This is a genomic window from Gracilibacillus ureilyticus (genome assembly GCF_900111195.1).
In the GTDB taxonomy this organism is placed as follows: Bacteria; Bacillota; Bacilli; order Bacillales; family Amphibacillaceae; genus Gracilibacillus; species Gracilibacillus ureilyticus.
This window is the reverse complement of the sequence record NZ_FOGL01000009.1, coordinates 72,958-93,487: the sequence shown is the minus strand read 5'-3', so window position 1 is coordinate 93,487 and position 20,530 is coordinate 72,958. Positions and strand designations below refer to the sequence as shown.

21 protein-coding genes, 1 riboswitch and 2 other annotated features are annotated in these 20,530 nt (G+C 38.4%); of the genes, 20 read left to right on the top strand and 1 reads right to left on the bottom strand.

Going from position 1 to position 20,530, the window contains the following annotated elements; genetic code table 11:
• Positions 1–144 precede the first annotated feature (144 nt).
• A riboswitch (cyclic di-GMP riboswitch) is annotated at positions 145–233 on the top strand.
• A 30-nt stretch (positions 234–263) separates the two neighbouring features.
• From BMW36_RS10200 to BMW36_RS10180, 5 genes are all read left to right on the top strand, one after another.
• Positions 264–404 (top strand): anti-repressor SinI family protein, encoded by a 141-nt coding sequence (locus BMW36_RS10200; RefSeq protein WP_089740781.1) that lies wholly within the window; start codon positions 264–266, stop codon positions 402–404.
• A 239-nt stretch (positions 405–643) separates the two neighbouring features.
• Positions 644–1,855, top strand: a complete 1,212-nt coding sequence (locus BMW36_RS10195; protein WP_089740780.1) for an NAD(P)/FAD-dependent oxidoreductase — start codon at positions 644–646, stop codon at positions 1,853–1,855.
• Positions 1,856–2,141: 286 nt separating this feature from the next.
• Positions 2,142–2,774, top strand: coding sequence for an ABC transporter ATP-binding protein (locus BMW36_RS10190; RefSeq protein ID WP_089740779.1), 633 nt, complete (start codon positions 2,142–2,144; stop codon positions 2,772–2,774).
• A gap of 2 nt (positions 2,775–2,776) precedes the next feature.
• Positions 2,777–3,553, top strand: a complete 777-nt coding sequence (locus BMW36_RS10185; protein WP_089740778.1) for an ABC transporter permease — start codon at positions 2,777–2,779, stop codon at positions 3,551–3,553.
• 56 nt (positions 3,554–3,609) lie between these two features.
• Positions 3,610–3,843, top strand: a binding site (T-box leader).
• Between the two features lie 68 nt (positions 3,844–3,911).
• Entirely contained in the window at positions 3,912–6,569 is a 2,658-nt protein-coding gene (locus BMW36_RS10180; RefSeq protein WP_089740777.1) for a valine--tRNA ligase, read from the top strand.
• 54 nt (positions 6,570–6,623) lie between these two features.
• Here BMW36_RS10180 and BMW36_RS10175 read toward each other — a convergent pair whose 3' ends face one another.
• Positions 6,624–7,517 (bottom strand): ATP-grasp domain-containing protein, encoded by an 894-nt coding sequence (locus tag BMW36_RS10175; RefSeq protein WP_175480411.1) that lies wholly within the window; start codon positions 7,515–7,517, stop codon positions 6,624–6,626.
• A 75-nt stretch (positions 7,518–7,592) separates the two neighbouring features.
• On the opposite strand from BMW36_RS10175, the gene BMW36_RS10170 reads away from it, so the two are divergent.
• From BMW36_RS10170 to BMW36_RS10100, 15 genes are all read left to right on the top strand, one after another.
• On the top strand, positions 7,593–8,855 hold the full coding sequence (locus tag BMW36_RS10170; RefSeq protein ID WP_175480410.1) for a bifunctional folylpolyglutamate synthase/dihydrofolate synthase: 1,263 nt from the start codon (positions 7,593–7,595) through the stop codon (positions 8,853–8,855).
• A gap of 279 nt (positions 8,856–9,134) precedes the next feature.
• Positions 9,135–9,986, top strand: coding sequence for an SPOR domain-containing protein (locus tag BMW36_RS10165; protein ID WP_089740774.1), 852 nt, complete (start codon positions 9,135–9,137; stop codon positions 9,984–9,986).
• A 169-nt stretch (positions 9,987–10,155) separates the two neighbouring features.
• Positions 10,156–10,845 carry a RadC family protein gene (gene radC / locus BMW36_RS10160; RefSeq protein ID WP_089740773.1) on the top strand — a complete coding sequence of 230 codons (690 nt, stop codon included), beginning with the start codon at positions 10,156–10,158 and terminating at the stop codon, positions 10,843–10,845.
• A 305-nt stretch (positions 10,846–11,150) separates the two neighbouring features.
• Positions 11,151–12,191 (top strand): rod shape-determining protein, encoded by a 1,041-nt coding sequence (locus BMW36_RS10155; protein WP_089740772.1) that lies wholly within the window; start codon positions 11,151–11,153, stop codon positions 12,189–12,191.
• A gap of 12 nt (positions 12,192–12,203) precedes the next feature.
• Positions 12,204–13,109, top strand: coding sequence for a rod shape-determining protein MreC (mreC, locus tag BMW36_RS10150; RefSeq protein ID WP_089740771.1), 906 nt, complete (start codon positions 12,204–12,206; stop codon positions 13,107–13,109).
• Positions 13,106–13,651, top strand: coding sequence for a rod shape-determining protein MreD (gene mreD / locus BMW36_RS10145; protein WP_089740770.1), 546 nt, complete (start codon positions 13,106–13,108; stop codon positions 13,649–13,651). Before mreC ends, mreD begins: the two co-directional genes overlap by 4 nt.
• A 38-nt stretch (positions 13,652–13,689) precedes the next feature.
• Positions 13,690–14,370 carry a septum site-determining protein MinC gene (minC, locus tag BMW36_RS10140; protein ID WP_089740769.1) on the top strand — a complete coding sequence of 227 codons (681 nt, stop codon included), beginning with the start codon at positions 13,690–13,692 and terminating at the stop codon, positions 14,368–14,370.
• Positions 14,363–15,157 carry a septum site-determining protein MinD gene (gene minD / locus BMW36_RS10135; protein WP_089740768.1) on the top strand — a complete coding sequence of 265 codons (795 nt, stop codon included), beginning with the start codon at positions 14,363–14,365 and terminating at the stop codon, positions 15,155–15,157. The genes minC and minD overlap by 8 nt, the downstream gene beginning before the upstream one ends.
• 318 nt (positions 15,158–15,475) lie before the next feature.
• Entirely contained in the window at positions 15,476–16,243 is a 768-nt protein-coding gene (locus BMW36_RS10130) for a M23 family metallopeptidase (protein ID WP_089740767.1), read from the top strand.
• Complete coding sequence (locus tag BMW36_RS10125) at positions 16,230–17,114, top strand: site-2 protease family protein (RefSeq protein ID WP_089740766.1); 885 nt, start codon at positions 16,230–16,232, stop codon at positions 17,112–17,114. The genes BMW36_RS10130 and BMW36_RS10125 overlap by 14 nt, the downstream gene beginning before the upstream one ends.
• Complete coding sequence (locus tag BMW36_RS10120; protein WP_089740765.1) at positions 17,107–18,552, top strand: ribonuclease E/G; 1,446 nt, start codon at positions 17,107–17,109, stop codon at positions 18,550–18,552. The genes BMW36_RS10125 and BMW36_RS10120 overlap by 8 nt, the downstream gene beginning before the upstream one ends.
• Positions 18,553–18,590: 38 nt before the next feature.
• Positions 18,591–18,666, top strand: a sequence feature (ribosomal protein L21 leader region).
• Between the two features lie 13 nt (positions 18,667–18,679).
• Complete coding sequence (rplU, locus tag BMW36_RS10115; RefSeq protein ID WP_089740764.1) at positions 18,680–18,988, top strand: 50S ribosomal protein L21; 309 nt, start codon at positions 18,680–18,682, stop codon at positions 18,986–18,988.
• Positions 18,989–19,000: 12 nt separating this feature from the next.
• Positions 19,001–19,330 carry a ribosomal-processing cysteine protease Prp gene (locus BMW36_RS10110; protein ID WP_089740763.1) on the top strand — a complete coding sequence of 110 codons (330 nt, stop codon included), beginning with the start codon at positions 19,001–19,003 and terminating at the stop codon, positions 19,328–19,330.
• A 15-nt stretch (positions 19,331–19,345) separates the two neighbouring features.
• Entirely contained in the window at positions 19,346–19,624 is a 279-nt protein-coding gene (gene rpmA / locus BMW36_RS10105) for a 50S ribosomal protein L27 (protein WP_089740762.1), read from the top strand.
• 386 nt (positions 19,625–20,010) lie between these two features.
• The gene (locus tag BMW36_RS10100; RefSeq protein ID WP_089740761.1) at positions 20,011–20,529 is read left to right on the top strand and encodes a Spo0B domain-containing protein; all 519 of its coding nucleotides are present in this window, start codon (positions 20,011–20,013) and stop codon (positions 20,527–20,529) included.
• The last annotated feature ends 1 nt before the right edge of the window (position 20,530 follow it).

Here is a 20,530-nt window from a genome sequence, read left to right as displayed (position 1 = left end):
GATAATTTCCGAGCAATTTCACAATTTAGCGGGGGTGTGCCAATATAACTAGTGATAAAGGAAATTAGCTGTTGTTTGTTTGAGGGAATATGCAGAAAATGACTAACTCAAGGATGCTTTGCACTGCTAATAAAGAGAAAAAATTTCAGACAATGGCAAACCTATTGTAAAATAGGGACGCAAAGTTACAGGTCCGGTATGCTGATATTTTGCCGGATGGCTGAACTGCCTGGAATACATATAGGTATTTTGGGAGGAAGAGAATGATGAATAAAATTGTACAACTGGATCATGAATGGGTCTATTTACTCCTACAGGCCAAAGAGGCTGGCATAACTTTGACAGAAGTTAAAAATTTTATTAAGAAAGAACAGGAGAAATTAAAAGTTACGGAAATCGGTTAGTGTTATCATTTGTTTTTTATAAATATATTGTAACTTTTGGCTGGATCCTTGATGTTCCATTCACGGCAATCATTTTAGATGGTTACCATGAATGGAGCTTTTTTGTTTGAAATGTCATTAATGGAAGTCCTGCCATGTATTTGCTATACTGAATAGAAATCATACATATTGATAGTATGAATAAGAGAAACTAGCCTATGATAGCAATGAAATCTTCTAAAAAGGAAGGATGACAGAAATTGACAACTACTATTCCGCGTATTGTCGTACTTGGTGCAGGATACGCAGGCATCATGACAACCAAACGATTATTACAACAATTTGCCCCAGAGGAAGTAGAAATAACGCTTGTCAACAAACATAATTATCATTATCAGACAACATGGCTTCATGAAGTAGCCGCTGGAACTATTGATGTCAACCGTTCTCGTATTATGATCTCTGATGTGATTAATACAAGAAGAGTAAATTTTGTCCAAGATATTGTGAAAAAGATTAATACAGACAATAAACAAGTCGAATTAGAAAACAGCACTTTAGATTACGACTATTTAGTGATTGGTTTAGGGTTTGAAAAAGCCACATTCGGTATACCGGGAATGGAACATGCCTTTACGATTCAGACAGTTGATAAAAGCAGAATGATTCGAGACCATATTGAATATCAGTTTTCCCGTTATAAAACAGAAGAAAACCCGTCTGATGACATGTTAACAATAATTGTAGGTGGTGCAGGTTTTACCGGAATTGAGTTTGCTGGAGAGCTTGCTGAGCGCGTACCGCTATTATGTAAAAAATATGATATTCCCAGACATCGTGTGAAGATCATTAATATTGAGGCTGCCCCTACTATTTTGCCAGGTTTCGATCTCGATTTAATTGAGTATGCGAAAGAATCATTAACAAGAAGAGGTGTAGATATCCGTACATCAACAATGATTAAAGAAGTGAAAAAAGATGCGATAATTGTTGGGGATGACAAAGAAGAAATTAAGGCAGGTACATTTGTCTGGACTGGTGGTGTACAAGCGAATCGGATTGTCGGCGAAGCTGGGTTCGAGCTAACGAAAGGTAGAGTGAACGTTGATCCGATGCTACGTGCACCAGGTTATGATGATGTATTTATACTTGGTGACTGTGCATGGGTTACGAATAAAGAAACAGGAAAACCATACCCTGCAACAGCCCAGATTGCGATACAGGAAGCAGATGTATGTGCACATAATATCCGCACACTAATTTTCGGTGGAACCTTGCAGGAATTTGTCTACGATAACAAGGGTACTGTTGCATCATTGGGTGGCAGTGAAGCAATGGGATCCATTTTCGAGGGTCACAAGATATATGGAATGCAGGCAAAAATCATGAAACATGTTATAGATGATCGTTACTTATTTATGGTTGGCGGCCCGGCATTTGTCCTGAAAAAAGGTAAATTCCGACCATTTTAATAGAGGAGGTATTTAGGTGAAGAATACGTTATTTTATACATTATTAACTGTTGCTGCAACGATTGCCTATGTTTTTGTATCAAGAAAATTGGAAGACAAGCGTGATTTCCGCTAATCTATTGAAGCTAAATTCAATGACTGAATGATGATCATAAAAGGCGAATAATCCGGACTATTTTCAGTTAATAGTTCGGATTATTGTGCTGTTAACGTATTTATATTTAGTTGCTACATTGTATTGAAAAGGTTGGTACATACTATTGCTAAACAGGGGAGGTGCAGAGGGATGTTTCAACTCCGTCATGTCCAATTTAAGGATATTTTACATATAGAAAACTTTAGCATCCCCGGTCAAAGAGTGTGCTGCTTATTTGGTGAGAGTGGTAGTGGCAAATCCACATTATTAAAGATGCTAAACGGTATGTTAACACAAGATAGCGGGGAAGTTTTATATAAAAACCAAGAAATAAGCAGCTATGACCCTGTAGATTTACGTAAAGAAGTCGTCATGCTGGGACAGGATGCTGTCATGTTCGAAGGTACTGTTCGTGATAATCTTTTAATCGGCAGGAAATTTTCAGGGAAAGAAGAAACCAGTGACCAGAAGTTGGGCGAACTGTTAAACGCATTACGACTTGGGAAACAATTGGAGGATGAGGCGGATAAATTATCAGGCGGTGAGAAACAGCGGGTTGCCTTTGGGCGTGTTCTTTTAATGGATGCAGAGGTATATTTGTTAGATGAACCAACTTCTGCACTTGACGTAGAGACAGAAACGCTTGTAATGGATCTGTTTACCAATCAATTAAGGGAACGCGATAAAACAGCAGTCTTTGTTACACACTCCAAAGAAGTGGCAGAAAAATACGCTGATGAGATTTTTTATATGAATGACATACTTGTAAGTGAGGGGACGTAATTATGAATGAAATGCTCGATATTACCTTATGGCAGCTGGTTTCTGCCTATATATTCATTCTCATCCTCCTTGCAATTGTCCGATGGCGTAAAATCCCGCGTGAAAAGGAAATTGTTATAGCCACACTAAGGATGACGATTCAGTTAGTCCTAGTAGGATATGTTCTCATGTTCATTTTTGAGAATGAAAACTGGATTTACTCAGTCATTGTTATTTTACTGATGGAAACTTTTGCAGTGTATAATATTTTTAAACGAACAAAAAAAGAAATGAACACTTCACTAAAAAAGATCATTGCCGTTTCCATGGTTTCAGGTACATTGTTCGCCTTTATCTATTTTGATTTTATTGTCGTTCAGTTTTCGCCATGGTATGACCCGCGTTATTTTATTCCAATTGCGGGGATGTTGATTGGTAATTCAATGACAGGTATTACTCTTGGTGTTGGTGCATTAATAGAAGGCTTTTCTTCCCGAAAAAAAGAAGTCGAAGCTGCATTAATGCTTGGCGCTGATCCGAATCAGGCATCAAAAGGAATTGTTAATAATGCATTCGACTCAGCGATTCTGCCAACTATAAACAGTATGGTTGGAATGGGAATAGTTTTTTTACCTGGTATGATGACAGGTGTTATCCTGTCAGGAGCAAGTCCGCTCGATGCGATTAAGTATCAGATTGCGATAATGCTGGGTATCACAGGAAGTGTATCTTTATCTGTCATCATCTTTCTTCATTTTGGTTATCAAACATTTTTCAACAAAAGAGCACAATTAAAATAACAAATTTTCTTGACGTTTCTGCGTTTTTATGGATAAAATAACATATAATCAAATTGCTTGATGCAATGACGAGGAAGAGTACTGCATACTTATCGGCAGAGAGAAAAACCCGCAGGCTGGAAGGTTTTTTCGAAAAAATGGTGCAGGAAGGTAGCCTCTGAAGCAGCTTTACTGAACGGATAGTAGGTAAAGCCGGTTGACCCGTTATCTCGTTAATGAGTGTATATGCAGAATATTCTGCTTATAAAATAAGGTGGTACCACGGAAAATAAATCCTTTTCGTCCTTTTTAATAGGGATGAGAAGGATTTTTTGTATCCTGGAAAAATTAAATATTTCCTAAAAGGAGGAATTATAATATGTCAGAACAAGAGCAAAATGAAGTGAATTTACCACCCAAATATGACCCGACCGCTGTGGAAAAGGGCCGCTATGATTACTGGGTGAATGGGAAGTTTTTTGAAGCGGAAAGAAATCTGGATAAAGAACCATTTACGATTGTTATCCCGCCGCCAAACGTAACAGGGAAACTTCACATTGGGCATGCATGGGATACGACATTGCAGGACATTATTACAAGAATTAAACGTATGCAAGGATATGATGTGCTGTACCTGCCGGGAATGGACCATGCAGGGATTGCTACACAGGCAAAAGTCGAAGAAAAATTACGTGAGCAAGGCACCAGCAGATATGACCTTGGACGTGAAAAATTTTTAGAAAAAGCATGGGACTGGAAGGAAGAATACGCAGGATTTATCCGCAAGCAATGGGCTAAACTGGGACTTGGCTTAGACTATTCTCGGGAACGCTTTACCTTGGATGAAGGTCTTTCAGAAGCGGTAAAAGAAGTATTTGTAAAATTGTATGAAAAAGGTCTTATTTACCGTGGTGAATATATCATTAACTGGGATCCTGCTACGAAGACAGCACTTTCTGATATTGAAGTAATCTACAAAGATGTTCAGGGAAATTTTTATCATATGAAGTATCCTCTTGCTGACGGAAGCGGATATATAGAAATTGCTACAACCCGTCCTGAGACTATGCTTGGAGATACAGCAGTAGCAGTACACCCGGAAGATGAGCGTTACAAACATTTAATCGGTAAAAAAGTAAAGTTACCAATTGTCGGCCGTGAAATCGAGATTGTTGCAGACGACTATGTTGATATGGAGTTTGGTTCAGGTGCGGTAAAAATCACACCAGCACACGATCCAAATGATTTTGAGATCGGTAACCGTCACAGCTTGGAACGAGTGCTTGTTATGAATGAAGATGGCACTATGAATGATAATGCTGGTAAATATCAAGGTCTTGACCGTTTTGAATGCCGTAAACAAATCGTTAAAGATCTGCAAGACGAAGGCGTATTATTTAAAATTGAAGAACACATGCACTCTGTTGGTCACTCAGAACGAAGCGGGGCAGTAGTTGAACCATATTTATCCACACAATGGTTTGTAAGAATGCAGCCACTTGCTGATAATGCAGTTGCGATGCAGCAAGGCTCTGATGAAGAAAAAGTACATTTTGTTCCTGACCGTTTTGAGAAAACATATTTACGCTGGATGGAAAATATCCGCGATTGGTGTATTTCCCGTCAATTATGGTGGGGCCACCGAATTCCTGCATGGTATCACAAGGAAACAGGAGAAGTGTATGTAGGCAAAGAAGCACCGGAAGATCTGGAAAACTGGGAACAGGATACAGATGTATTAGACACATGGTTCTCGTCTGCATTATGGCCATTTTCGACATTAAACTGGCCAAATACGGAAGATGAAGATTTCAAACATTTCTTCCCGACAAATGCGCTTGTTACAGGTTATGATATTATCTTTTTCTGGGTAGCGAGAATGATTTTCCAATCCAAAGAATTTAATGGGAAACGCCCATTTAAAGATGTATTAATCCACGGCCTTGTTCGTGATGCCGAAGGCCGAAAAATGAGTAAGTCTCTAGGTAATGGAGTAGACCCGATGGAAGTAATTGAGAAATACGGAGCGGATTCACTGCGCTACTTCCTTTCAACAGGCTCAAGCCCTGGACAGGATCTACGCTTCCAATGGGAAAAGGTTGAATCAACATGGAATTTCGTTAATAAAATATGGAATGCCTCCCGTTTTGCTTTAATGAATATGAATGGTCTGAAATTTGAGCAAATAGATCTTACTGGCAAGAAATCAGTAGCAGATCACTGGATCTTAACACGTCTTAATGAAACAATTGAGCAGGTTACGAGAAACGTTGATAAATATGAATTTGGTGAAGCGGGACGTTACTTGTATAACTTTATCTGGGATGATTTCTGTGACTGGTATATTGAGATGGCTAAACTGCCACTGTACGGAGAAGATGAAGAAGCGAAATTAACGACACGCTCTGTACTGGCATATGTCCTTGATCATACGATGCGTATGCTGCATCCGTTTATGCCGTTCGTTACGGAAGAGATTTGGCAACAGCTTCCACATGAAGGAGAATCCATCGTTCTTGCGAGCTGGCCGAAGGTAAATGGAGAACTGTCAAACGATGAAGCATCTGATATTATGAAGCAGCTTGTTGCAATCATTCGTTCTGTACGAAATATCCGAGCAGAAGTTGATACACCATTGTCCAAGGAAATTCCTATTCTGATCCAGGCAAGTGATGAGGATGGTCGAGCTAAATTGGAAGAGAATCGGGTTTATATTGATCGTTTCTGTAATCCGAGTGAGCTTACAATTGATACGAACATTCAGGCACCAGAAAAAGCAATGTCTGCAGTTGTGACAGGTGCGGAGATCTTCTTACCACTGGAAGGATTAATTGATGTGGACAAAGAAGTTGCAAGACTGGAAGCGGAATTAGATAAATGGAATAAAGAAGTCGAACGAGTGGAAAAGAAACTATCAAATGAAGGTTTTGTGAAAAAGGCACCAGAACAAGTGGTAGAAGCTGAGAAAGCGAAACAAAAAGATTATATCGATAAACGAGAAAGAGTGAAGGCACGTATTTCCGAATTACAAGGGTAATGCAGCCATAATAAAAAAGCGGGACGATCAGTAAGATGATTTGTCCCGCTTTTTCTATTGTGTAATTTCTGAAATAATATGTTCAAGAATCGGCTCAGCAACATTCACTCCGGTATGCTTCAAAATATTAGCGACATGGGCGTTCGTATTTACTTCACAAACAACTGGTTCCCCGTCTCTTCCGAACAATAAGTCCACACCGCAATAGGATGCACCGACCGCCTTGGCTGCTTTTAATGCCAATTCTGCTTCCTGTAAAGTGGCCTCATATTTCTCTACATTGCTGCCAAGGTGGACATTTGCACGGAAGTCTGTGGCAGAGCTCCGTTGTAACGCTGCTGCAACCATATCCCCTGCGACGAAGATCCGAATGTCTTTTCCATAACTCGATTCTATAAATTCTTGTAAAACAAAAGGTCTGTCATAAATCTGTTTTACTTTCTCCATGTATTCTTTTTCGTTATGGACAAGGTAAACTTGTTCCCCAAATGACCCGAACCCTTCTTTTATGACAAACGGATAGCTGAAACTCTCAGCGAGTTGAATGAATGGTTCAAGATCCAGTGCTGATGTATTGGCAAAAATTTTAGGTGCTATTACTGTTTGAGGAATATTTAACTGGTTTTTAGCTAATTGCTGGTACATTAGTACTTTATTATCACATAATTCAACACTTTGAGCACTGTTGTAAACGGGAATACCAAGTAACTCTAATTGACGTGCAAGTGCAATATCTTTATCATGAAAGATAACAAATGAAGGTAATTCCCATCCTTTTATATGCTCAAGAAGTATCCCGTCATTAGTCAGTTTATTACGTAGATGATTGTTGGCAACAAGCTCGATTTTTATATTTTTCTGTTTCCCTGTTTTTTTTACCTGTTCTGGAAATTGCAGAAACGCATCTCCTGCAAGATGGCCATTATAAATAACCCACCCGTTCATCATGATCTCCCCTTTTTTGTTCCTCATTGTATCATACCGTTAATGGACAGAAAATCAAACGAAGAAAGTGTGAAGAAGATGAAAACATTTCAGGAAGCTGAATTATTTTTTGACTCAAGAAGGAAACTGGGAATTAAGCCGGGACTGGAACGTCTTGATTATTTACTGAAAAAAACAGGTCATCCGGAAAGACGCATAAAAACGATTCATGTGGCTGGTACAAATGGAAAAGGGTCCACCATAACCTACATGGAAGAAGTATTAATCGCAAATGGTTATACTGTAGGTACGTTTGTTTCACCAGGTTTGCCGACAATTAGAGACCATATGAGAATAAATCGCCAGACAATTACCGAACAATCATTTATCGATATTTTACATCAATTATTACCTGTTATAAGGGAGATGGATGGGTTAGATTTAGCGCCATCCGAATATGAGATTCTGATGGTGATGACACTCCTTTATTTCCTGGAAAAAACAGATATTGCTTTAATAGAAACATGCATGGGTGGAAGAGAGGATGTAACGAACCGGGTTGAACCAATCGTAACAGTCATTACTACAATTGATTATGATCATATGGGTTTCCTTGGTAACAGTTTAGCTGAAATAGCTGCACACAAAGCGGGAATTATTAAACACGGTACTCCTGTAGTAGTGGGCGATCTCCCCAAAGAAGCGAGTGAGGTAGTGCTTAAAAAAGCTTCAAAAGAAGAAGCATCCATTTATTTTTTCAATACACATTTTCAAATAAAAGATTGGAAGGTAAACAGCAGTTCCCAACAGTTCGTTTTCAGCTATCAAACCGAAATTCCCGCAGAAATAACGATGATAGGCAAGCATCAGGCAGAGAATGCAGCTCTAGCACTCATGGTTTTACATTTGCTTATGGAAAAGGGCTGGTCAATAAGGCAGGATGCAATGTTAAAAGGGCTGAAGCAGGCAAAAATAACGAATCGATTGCAAATATTAAATAATTCTCCGGGAATTTTGATTGATGGGGCACATAATGTGGCCAGTATAAAGAAGTTAATAGAGACAAGTAAACTGTATTGGAACAACCGGAAGATTTATACTTTATTCAGTGCCTTTAAAGATAAAGAAGTCGACCAGATGACACACTTGCTTAAACAATATAGTAATAAGTTTGTTGTAACAACATTTGATCATCCAAGGGCTTTGTCCGAGCAGGATGTAGCAGAAGACATTGAATTTCTACCAGATTATAAAGAGGCTTTAACGGAATTAATGCAACAGCTGAATCCGGAAGATGTTTTACTTATTACTGGTTCATTGCACTTTGTGGAAGAAATCAAAGGTTATATTTCAAGAATTTAAAAGAATGGCGGTGAGGGCAGCTGTAGAACGTTATTCTATCAGTTTACCTGCCGCCTTTTTGATTCTATTAAAAAGTTCCTCCCGAGACTTTGATTAAAACCCTCTTTCTTTGACAAAAAATAATGTCCCTTTTCTGTTAATTACCGCGTGTGAATGAATTTGCTGCCACTGTTTATCAGTTTGTGGAGAAAGTTTTTCCTAGCTGTATGACAAAACTCGTCTTACATCTTATATATTATATGATAGGGTGGTAGAAAAGAGCTGAAATGAGGGATCTGTATGAAAAACAATAATAGAATTTCCGTTCAGATAAACCACCAGAAGAGAGATTCGAAAAAAGATCCGATTGAACATCTATTGGAACAGGAAAAGAAGCCGGTAAATTATGACACTAGTCCGCCAGTGTTTCAGTCTGTTAACAGGCCTGCCAAACCTGGCTTTTGGACAACCTACCGTTCTTTTATTTACGCAGCTTTAACGGCAATTATTATTGGTACGTTTCTGGGATTCATTATGTTAAAGATTTTCGTTGATATGGACCCTGAAGAAGTTAGCTTCCAAAACAGCGAACATGTTACAAGTACAGTTACTGCCTCAGAAGGTACGAAGGAAGTGGAACAACCGGACAGTAATCTCCCTGTTTTTAAAAGCAATACACACCAGGCTTATGTCGTTCAGGCTGGTGTGTTCACTTCGGAATCTGCTGCTATTCAACTGCAAAATGAATTAAAAGCATCCAACATACCTGCAATGATCTGGAACAGGGATAATCAGTACCATCTGTTTACTTCTGTTCATTCGACAAGTGAAGCATCAAAAAAATATTTGGAAGCTGTCAAATCAGATGTGGAGATGTATGGTGGTAAGGCATGGACAACTGTCCCTGTTGAAGTTAGTGTAACAGAAAGCGAGAAAAAGTGGCTCCAGTCATTTGATACTCTTTTACCTGCATTACTTGAAAGTAAAGATGTTAGTGGTTTGGAAGAATGGATGGCAAAAAAACCTGCTGAGATTTCTTCAACTATCGAAAGTTTTGTGAAGAAAACGGAAGAACTCAGTGGTAAAGAGAAGCTAGACTCTCTTTCTGTATTAGAAATCTGGTATCAGTATTCCAAAATAACTGGGCAATAGTATAATTTCCTTCTATCTTCATTTTTTTATTGGAAAACTCTCTTGTTTCAGCCATACAAAAGAATAAATTAAAGCAATGATAAGAGAAATTAATGAATAGTCTGTTTGTTGCTTCCACCTATATTTCGTAAAATGTAATGGTAGGAAATATAGAAGCAGGAGGAATCAAATGAATACTGAGATCGTAAAAATGAAAGAGGTACCAAAACGTGACAGGCCGCGTGAAAGACTGGTAGAGTTTGGCCCGGGGCACCTGTCCAATCAGGAGTTAATGGCCATATTACTTGGGACTGGGACAAGGAAGGAAAATGTCTATCAATTAGCTGAGCGGGTATTAAGACATTTTGAAGGGTTAGGTCAGCTGAAAGAGGTAACAATTGAGGAGTTGACAGGAATTAACGGGATTGGATTGGCAAAGGGGGTAAACTTGTTAGCAGCAATAGAATTTGGCAAGCGAATCCATCAATTCCAGGAAAGAGACCGTTACATTATCCGCAGTCCGGAGGATGGAGCCAACTTCTTGATGGAAGAAATGCGTCAGTTAAAGCAGGAGCATTTTGTTGTTGTTTTTCTAAATACAAAGAACCAGGTCATTCACCGCCAAACCATTTTCATCGGCAGTCTGAATGCCTCTATTGTACACCCCCGCGAAATCTTCAGGGAAGCTGTCAAAAGATCCTCTGCTTCCATCATTTGTGCACATAATCATCCCTCAGGAGACCCGTCTCCATCACAGGAAGATATCCAGGTAACGAAAAGACTAGTAGAAAGTGGGAAAGTGGTAGGAATAGAGTTACTTGACCATCTTATAATCGGTGACCATCGATTTACTTCATTAAAAGAAAAAGGGTACTTGTGACACTATCTATTTTGTAAAAATTTAAGTATAATTAAATTACAAGCTCAAAACGAACGCCTTGTACAAGAAATTGCTTGTATAAAGGCGTTTATTATTGTACGTTATTACAGTAAAAGTATATAGTAGAATTAGAATGAAATAAATGGTATTATGCAACATTTACTATGCAATTTAATAAAGGATATTGCCTATACTATAATTATGAACAGAGCAAATTTACAGGCAAATTCTTGATTGAATGATAATTTGAGCATAAAATAAGCATGATTAACATTAATAAATTAGCTTTGAGAGGAAGAAAAAGATTGGCATTATTAAACTTTTCACAAGATTTGGGGATAGATCTGGGAACTGCGAATACCCTTGTATTCATAAAAGGTAAAGGTGTTGTAGTAAGAGAACCTTCTGTTGTTGCGATTAATAAAGCAACTGGCGATATTGAGGCAGTGGGCAGTGATGCAAAGAAAATGATTGGACGGACTCCCGGTAATATTGCGGTCATCCGCCCGATGAAGGATGGGGTTATTGCCGATTATGATACAACAGCTGCAATGATGAAATATTATATCAAGTTAGCTCAAAAAAACCGATCATCTTTTGCTAAAAAACCGAACGTTATGGTTTGTGTGCCATCAGGGATTACTATGGTGGAAGAGCGGGCTGTTATTGATGCTACAAAGCAGGCAGGTGCAAAAGATGCTTTTCCAATTGCAGAGCCTTTTGCAGCAGCAATTGGAGCAGGTCTTCCTGTATGGGAACCAACAGGAAGCATGATTGTTGATATTGGTGGTGGAACAACAGAAGTTGCGGTTATCTCATTAGGCGGAATCGTTACAAGTAAATCGATCCGTACAGCTGGTGATGATATGGATGATGCCATTATTCAATATGTCAAACGGAAATATAACTTGATGATTGGGGAAAGATCAGCTGAATCCATTAAAATGGATATAGGTTCAGCAAAAGTTCCTACAGAAGTAGACGAAATGGATATTAGAGGGAGAGACTTGTTAACAGGTTTGCCTAAAACCATTACCATTACATCGGAAGAAATAGCTTATGCTCTAAAGGATACAGTTGATGCAATTGTCGAATCTGTCAAGAATACACTGGAATTAACTCCTCCTGAACTTTCTGCAGACGTTATGGACAGAGGAATTGTATTGTCTGGCGGCGGGGCTCTATTAAAAGGTCTCGATGAAGTCATAAGTGATGAAACAAAAATGCCTACTTTTGTTGCAGAGGAACCACTGGACAGTGTGGCAATCGGAACAGGAAAGTCACTGGAATATATTGAACAGTTCCGCTCACAATCAAAAAACTCTACTCACCGTTTTACAGATTAAGCAGGTGTTTGTATGTTTCTATTTAAGAAAAAGCATCTATTTATTTTGCTTATCGTTCTTATGATTTTAGTAGGGTTAATTGGATTTTCGTTAAGCAAAAGAAGTAATTTAACATTAATTGAAGATTTTGTGCATGATAGTGTCGGCTGGCTGCAGCAAGTAGTAAATGAGCCTGTAAACTTTACTACCACATTCTTTTCTAACATAAACGAAATAAAAAATGTTTATTCAGAAAATCAGGAACTGAAGGCACAATTGGAAGAAATTCGCCAGCTCGAATATGAAAACCAGGAAAAAACGAAGGAAATAGAAGAATTACAGGCGATTCTTGGTAAGACAGAGTCAGACTTTCTGCAGAATTTTAATGCCATTCAGGCTTCCGTTGTTGCAAGAAGCAAGGACTACTGGTTTAAACAAATTACAATTAATAAAGGAACACAGGATGGAGTAGGACCGAATATGGCTGTGATCACAGGGGAAGGGATGATTGGTAAGGTACAGACAAGCTCCCCGTTCACTTCCACTGTCCTGTTATTAAATGGTTTTGACAGATCCAACCGAATCTCTGTTAATGTGGACCAGGACGAAAATGCGGCAGATATGTCAGGATTTATTGTTGGTTATGATGAGGAAACAGATTATTTATTATTGGAGTTAAATGAGAACAATGATAATTTAAAAGCAGGACAAGTAGTATTTTCATCAGGTCTTGGCGGTGTCTTTCCAAAAGGTTTAGAGATCGGGGAAGTTACCGAGGTAACAGAGGGCCGTTATTCTTTAACAAAAGTAGCTTATGTGAAACCTTCAGCAGATTTTGAATCTGTTCATCACGTTATTGTGATAGACCGTGGAATGATAACAACAGAAGAAGCGGAAGCAGCTGAAGAGGAAAGTACAGATGAGGTGGATGAATCATGAGTCGAGTCATCCCCTTCTTACTTGCATGTATTTGCTTGTTTTTAATCATGTTAGAAGGTGCATTAGCGAATGTTTTAACAAGGTTAACATATATACCTGAAAACTGGCAGATGGTATCCCATTTTATGTTAATATTCACAATCTATATCACGGTCTTTTTTGATCGGAGAAATACTTATTACAGCTTTTTGTTTGCAGCACTTTTCGGTCTGTTAGTAGATATATTATACACACCCATTATCGGGATATACTTATTCGTTTACGCTGCTTCTATTTATATTATACGGAATTTAATGAAATGGTTGCATGCAAATCTTTATGTTACAGTTTTAGTAATGATAATAGGGGTTTTTATTGCAGACATTCTTGCATATTTTCTTTATAATATAATACAAATCCACCAAATGGAATGGAATGTTTACCTGTTTCAAAGATTATTGCCAACAATCTCTTGGAACATTATTGTTGGGGTTGTTTTTTACCCGCTGATTAAAAAACTATTAAAAAAGTGGCAATATATTAAGTTTCAGCACAAGGATTGAATTACACACCAGGAAGCAGATTAAGGGGTTGAAGGATTGTGGTAACTAATCGTTGTATCACTATAAAAGGAACACGGGACGGTCTGACACTTTTTATGGATGATACGTGTGCATTCAATGATCTATTAAAAGAATTAGAAAGTGTTCTATCAATGAATTATATAGCAGAGAATGAACAGCCAATCCGGATAAGGGTGGAGCTTGGTAACCGGTACATAACCGGAGAGCAGGAAGAAAAGTTAAAAGAAATGTTTGCTAATCAGCAAAACTTTACAGTTGATCAAATCGTATCGAATGTTATTTTAAAACAGACAGCACTTGAGTGGAAAGATGATACAGCGATCAAACTACATAATAAAATTATCCGTTCTGGCCAGGAATTAAACATAGTTGGAGACCTGTTATTAATTGGGGACGTGAATCCTGGCGGAAAGGTAGTAGCAACAGGTAATATATATATTCTTGGACATTTGAGAGGAATCGCACACGCTGGCAGTGACGGCAACAAATCTTCCATTATTGCTGCATCTTATATGAGTCCAACACAGCTGAGAATTGCAAATGTGATGAGCCGTTCACCGGATGAAGGGGATGGCGGCATGATGGAATGTGGTTTTGTTGACAGAGACAGTGAACAAATAATCATGGATCGTATCAGCACATTAGCCAGAACACGATCTGATTTAAGTGTTTTTGAGAGGAGGATTATGAATGGGTGAAGCGATTGTTATTACATCAGGAAAAGGTGGCGTTGGTAAAACCACTACGACAGCTAATTTAGGTACTTCTTTAGCATTACTAGAGAAAAAAGTGTGTTTAATAGATACAGATATTGGCCTGCGGAACTTAGATGTTGTGATGGGGCTGGAGAATCGTATCATTTATGACATTATCGATGTGGTAGAGAAGCGTTGCAAAGTTTCACAGGCATTAGTTAAAGATAAACGTTTTGACTGTTTATACTTACTGCCTGCTGCACAAACTAGTGATAAGAATGCATTAACACCAGAGGGTATGATTGAAATTATTACAGAGTTAAAAGCAGAATATGATTATATATTAATAGATTGCCCGGCAGGTATTGAGCAAGGCTTTAAGAACGCTGTTGCAGGTGCTGACAAAGCATTAGTTGTTACTACACCGGAGAAATCGAGTGTGAGGGATGCCGACCGCATTATTGGTTTATTAGAACAGGAAGATATTGATCCGCCGAACCTGATCATCAACCGTATACGAAACCACATGATGAAGAGTGGAGATATGCTGGATATTGATGAAATTATGCAGATACTTTCCATTGACCTTATTGGAATTGTAGCAGATGATGATGAAGTTATTAAAGCAACCAATCATGGAGAGCCGATTGCTTTTCAGCCAAACACAAAAGCATCGATCTCTTATCGCAATATTTCGAGAAGAATTTTAGGAGAATCGGTGCCGCTCCAATCACTTGATCAAAAGGTAACCTTTATCGATAAATTGAAGAAAGTCTTTGGAAGAAATTAGATGTGTGATTTTCATATGTAAGAAGGTACACATTTTCATATTACTATAAAATTCTCATGGACATTCACTGGATGGATTGTTCATGAGAATTTTTATTTTCTGGGACGGATCGGCACTATAGTACAAACATAGCTTAATGACTCTTACCTCACATCAACCAAATTAAGGGTATTGTTCTGCACTACCTGGTTCTTTTGAATGAAACTTTAAAAAGATGTACCAACCTCTCTTTCTTTTCTGATCTGCAAAGAAATTGACTCATATTCATACAGTGCTTGTCATACAATGATTACAAACTGGATAAAGGGTTGTGAGGATATGAAAAAGAATAATTTATCATCCATTCGAAACAATATTAACCGCCGGAAACAGGAAAAGAAAAAAATCAATTATCAAAAAAGCAGCACCGACTTTTCAAAAAGAATGACTATAGAAGATGAAGAAAGACACGGTTTTTACCCTTCCATACCTAGTTACAGTGGCCAATCAAATAATAATCACCCGTTAATTTTTCGGGCCTTTTTGCTGAGAAGTATCATCGCTGTATTCCTTTTCGTGATATGTGCTGTTTCTATTAATTCGGAATCAAGCTTGTTGGAGAAACCAAAAGAATGGACAAGCTATGTGCTAAAAGAAGAATTTCCTTTCGCAACAGTCAATGCATGGTATCAGGCAAAATTCGGAGCACCATTTGCATGGGAAACAAGTGTTACGGAAGGAGAAGAAATTGCTGTATTGCCTGCATTTGGACAGGTTAACCAATCTTTCCAGGAAAATGGTCAAGGTATTCTAATAACAGCTGAGGAAGAAACAGAAGTGGCTGCAGTAGAGGCAGGTACGGTACTTTTTGCAGGAAATGACCCGAAAACAGGGAAGACAGTAATTATTCAGCACGCTGATCGCAGTAAAACGATTTATGGTTATTTAACAGATATTGAAGTTCATTCCTATCAGTCTGTCAGGTCCAATCAGGTAATTGGCTCATATGAACCGTCAGAAGCGAACAAGGCTATTTACTTTGCTGTCGAGAAAAACCAACAGTACATTGACCCGATTCAGGTAATCCATGTTAATGAACAACAGTAAGTTTCTGCCCCCGGTTCATATTCATCCAATTGTTTTTTTCTTTATTGCTGTAGCAATTATTACAGGTATGTTTATCGATCTCCTTATCATTGCTTTTATTGTGATTATTCATGAATTGGGTCATTTTTATTTTGCTAAAAAATACAATTGGAAAGTTAAGCGGATTTATTTATGGATATTTGGGGGAGTAATGGAAACAGAAGAGAGCGGGCTGCGGCCAATGAAAGAGGAGTGGATCGTTACACTCGCCGGTCCTGCACAGCATTTGTTTTTATTCTTCTTTTTTTATTTTTTAGGTTCTATCGAATGGTTCCCGGAGTCGGCCGTTAACACTGCAATGCAGTATAATATTTTTATTTTTTTGGGAAATTTACTGCCGATTTACCCGTTAGATGGAGGTCGGATTTTACACCTTATCTGTGATAACTTATTTCCTTTCCAGACAGCACATTCTTTAACGATCATCCTGTCAATGATATCCATAGTTACTTTTCTTACCTGTGCTTTACTTATTGGTAATACTTCACTAAGTTTATGTTTGCTTTTTGGTTTTTTATTTTGGGAAAATCGGATAGAATGGACACGTAGGCATTATAAATGGTGGAAATTTATTCTGTATCGGAATAGTGCTGCTGCACATCATTATAAGAAAAAATCCATTTTAAAGGTGAGCAAAGAAAAGCGACTAATTGATATATTGCAAAAATTTTACCGCAACCGGTATCATTTCATCCAGGTAATAGAAGATAAAGGTACGGTGCATACGGATTTAACAGAAACGGAATGTATGGATATTTTTTTTGCTAAAAAAAATCACCGGTTAACGGTTGGTGAGATTGTAAATAGAGAAGAAGAGGTAACCTATGTGTAAGTTATTATTTCAAACAAAATTAACAGAAAAAGTCGGGCTGTATACGGAAGAAAATATGGTCAAAGATATTCAGCTGGAGCGTGTAACAAACCAGGCTAGAACTGGCTCCATTTATTTAGGAAAAGTCAGAAATGTTGATCAGTCAATAGAGGCGGCATTTATTGAAATCGAGAAAAATGTGGTTGGGTTTCTGGCAAAAAAGGAATTTCCTTTTGATGGTGAATTAAGCTCAAGTTTAACGGAAGGGTCATCCGTTATTGTCCAGGTGATTAAAGAAGCCTATCAGGACAAAGGGCCGAGATTAACGGCGAATATTACCTTTCCGGGGAACAGTATGGTGTATTTACCCTACAGTGGCTATATTGCCTGTTCGAAAAAGCTTTCGGAACATGAGCGGGTGAGAATGGAGTCCATCTTTCAACCGCTTTTAACAGAGCAGGAAGGCTTAATTATCCGTACAAAGAGTGTGGAAATAACAGAAATGGACTTACGCGAACAACTGGACAAGCTTCGCCAGACATATGAAGAGATAAAAAGTATGGCGAGTCACAAAAAGGCACCTTGTCCGTTGCTCCTTCTTCATCAGATACCTGATCAGATGTTAAACCAGTACCAAAGTATGCCACTGACGGAAATCATTTTTGACCAGTTTGAAGAAATGAAGAAAATGGAACGGAATTTCCCTCAATTAGCTGATAGGATGATTTATAAGCAGACAGTCCATTCGCCTGACAATAAGACGATTGATCAATTACTGGAAGAATCGATTCAACCGGCAGTCCGGACGAAAGAAGGTATTATGCTGACGATTGAACAGACAGAAGGATTAACTGTAATTGATATTGACAGCAGTCAGTACAAGAGCAGGCAAAATAAAGGAACGACGCTTTTTCATATAAACCGGAAGGCAATTCGACCCATAGCAGCAGAGATCCGCAAACGAAACTTGTCCGGTATCATATTAATTGATTTTTTAAAAATGAAAAACAGGGAAGAGCAGCAGCAAATTAGAAAATGGTTGTGTAAGGAATTGGAAAAGGACGTTATCAGAACAGAGGTATACGGCTTTACCAGATTGGGATTATTAGAAATGGCGAGGAAGAGAGAACATGTCAGTTTGCTTCAATTATTAACAGACAGGTCTTCCACCGTTCATGATGTGAAAAACCTTGAATCTTATGCTTACCAGCTGGAAAGGCAGTTATATGCATGGAATGGTACGAAAACCGAAGCAATAATTATAGCTGGGTCAGCAGAATTTCTTCGTTTTTTCCGTGAAAATATTCGCCCGAACATACAGGGTATAATTACATTCGATGTATATCATTTTACGGATGATCAGACGCTGCATTACCGTATTGTCAGGACGGGCAGTGTGGAGATAATTGAAGAATATATTAGTCAGCATAAGGATTTGGTCATTGACAAACTACTGTAAATCATGGTATGATCGATTCGTTGTTTATGTAGCACCCGTTGCTGCTGCAACCGCACAGAACAGGTTGTGAAAGCTTTTGATAAAGCTGCCTGTATGGCGAGTCTGAGTATTAGAGGAGGTGCATATTGTGTACGCGATTATTGAAACTGGTGGAAAACAAGTGAAAGTAGAAGAAGGCCAAGTGATCTACGTTGAGAAACTAGCTGCAGAAGCTGGTGAATCAGTAACATTTGACAAAGTGCTTGCAGTAGGTGGAGACGAAGCAAAATTTGGTACTCCTTACGTTGATGGAGCTAGTGTAACTGCGAAAGTGGAAAAGCAAGGCCGTCAAAAGAAAATTACTGTAATCAAGTTCAAAGCTAAGAAAAACTATTCACGCAAACAAGGTCACCGTCAGCCATACACTAAGTTGACGATTGAAAAAATCAATGCATAAGGGTTTTCTCTTATGATTGAAGTGACAATTGAGCGTAAACCAAGTGCAATAAAATCCTTTACCATTACAGGACATGCAGGAAGTGGTCCATACGGGCATGATTTAGTTTGTGCTGCAGTGTCTGCTGTTTCCTTCGGTGCTGTTAATTCGGTATTACAATTATGTGAGATTGATATATCTATCGACCAGGCCGGTGATGAAGGTGGTTTTTTGCAAATTTCCCTGCCTGATGATAACAATGATGAGAAAGCGTCTCTCTTGTTAGAAGGAATGGTTATTTCCTTACAAACTATTGAGCGGGATTATGGTCAGTTTATATCGATCAATGATGCTAATAAATAAGGAGGTGCAACGATTATGTTACGTCTAGATTTACAATTCTTCGCGTCTAAAAAAGGTGTAGGTAGTACAAAAAACGGTCGTGACTCTGAGTCTAAACGTTTAGGTGCTAAACGTGCGGATGGTCAATTCGTTTCTGGTGGATCTATCCTTTACCGTCAACGCGGAACGAAAATTTACCCAGGTGAAAACGTAGGTCGTGGTGGAGATGACACACTATATGCTAAAACTGATGGTGTGGTTAAATTCGAACGCTACGGACGCGATCGCAAAAAAGTAAGTGTATATCCTGCATAAGGATTTGATAAGACTCTAACCATTGGCGGTTAGAGTCTTTTTCATTTGGAGAAAACCATATGTTAATGCATGGTCCCAGGCAAAGAAGCGATTTAATCATTAAACTGGCAGCTGATTATAAAGCTGTTGAAGTAATTGGCGTTTCCACATCAACAGATTCTTTCCAAGGAAGATGTTGAAGAATAAAAGCAGTTTCATTATCTGAATAGCTCTCCTGCACAGGGAGAGTGAAGAATAAATGGTATTTTTCCGAAAAAAAACCTCTAGAAAATTCCTCAGCCATATACAAGGTAACTCAGCAGCAAAAACATCCGTGTTCGACTTATCGCATTTCAATCCCAACTATGCTATAATTTTCTTATTATGCTTTAGAGGTGAACGTGGGGATGGACGAAAAAGAAGTAATTGAACTATTGCGTCATTATCGACATGATCATTTGAATGATTTACAGCTTGTCATGGGATACTTACAATTAGGGAAACAAGATAAAGCAGAAGCTAAAATAAATGATATTATTGAAAAAGCAAATAATGAAAGACAGTTAGACCGGTTGCAGATTCCGAAAACAATGCTGTGGATTTATACGAAGAACTGGTTCTCGGAAAATATGTCATTGGAGTATCGTATGGATATAGATGATCAGTCAGCCATGTTGTCAGATGAACTTCTTAAGCAGCAGCTGGAACGGATTTTTGCTGAGTTGTCTGCATATCAAAAAGAATTTCAGCACTATCAGACAATGTTAGTATTTCATACGGATCAACAGATGGAGTTAACCGTTGAAGGAGAATGGACGGATCTTGAAGCATTAATAAATCAGCTGAAGAGTCATAATTTTTTAGATGCCGTTCAAGTCAAAGAAGACAAGCAATTACAAATAATATGGACAGAATATATGGAGTAGG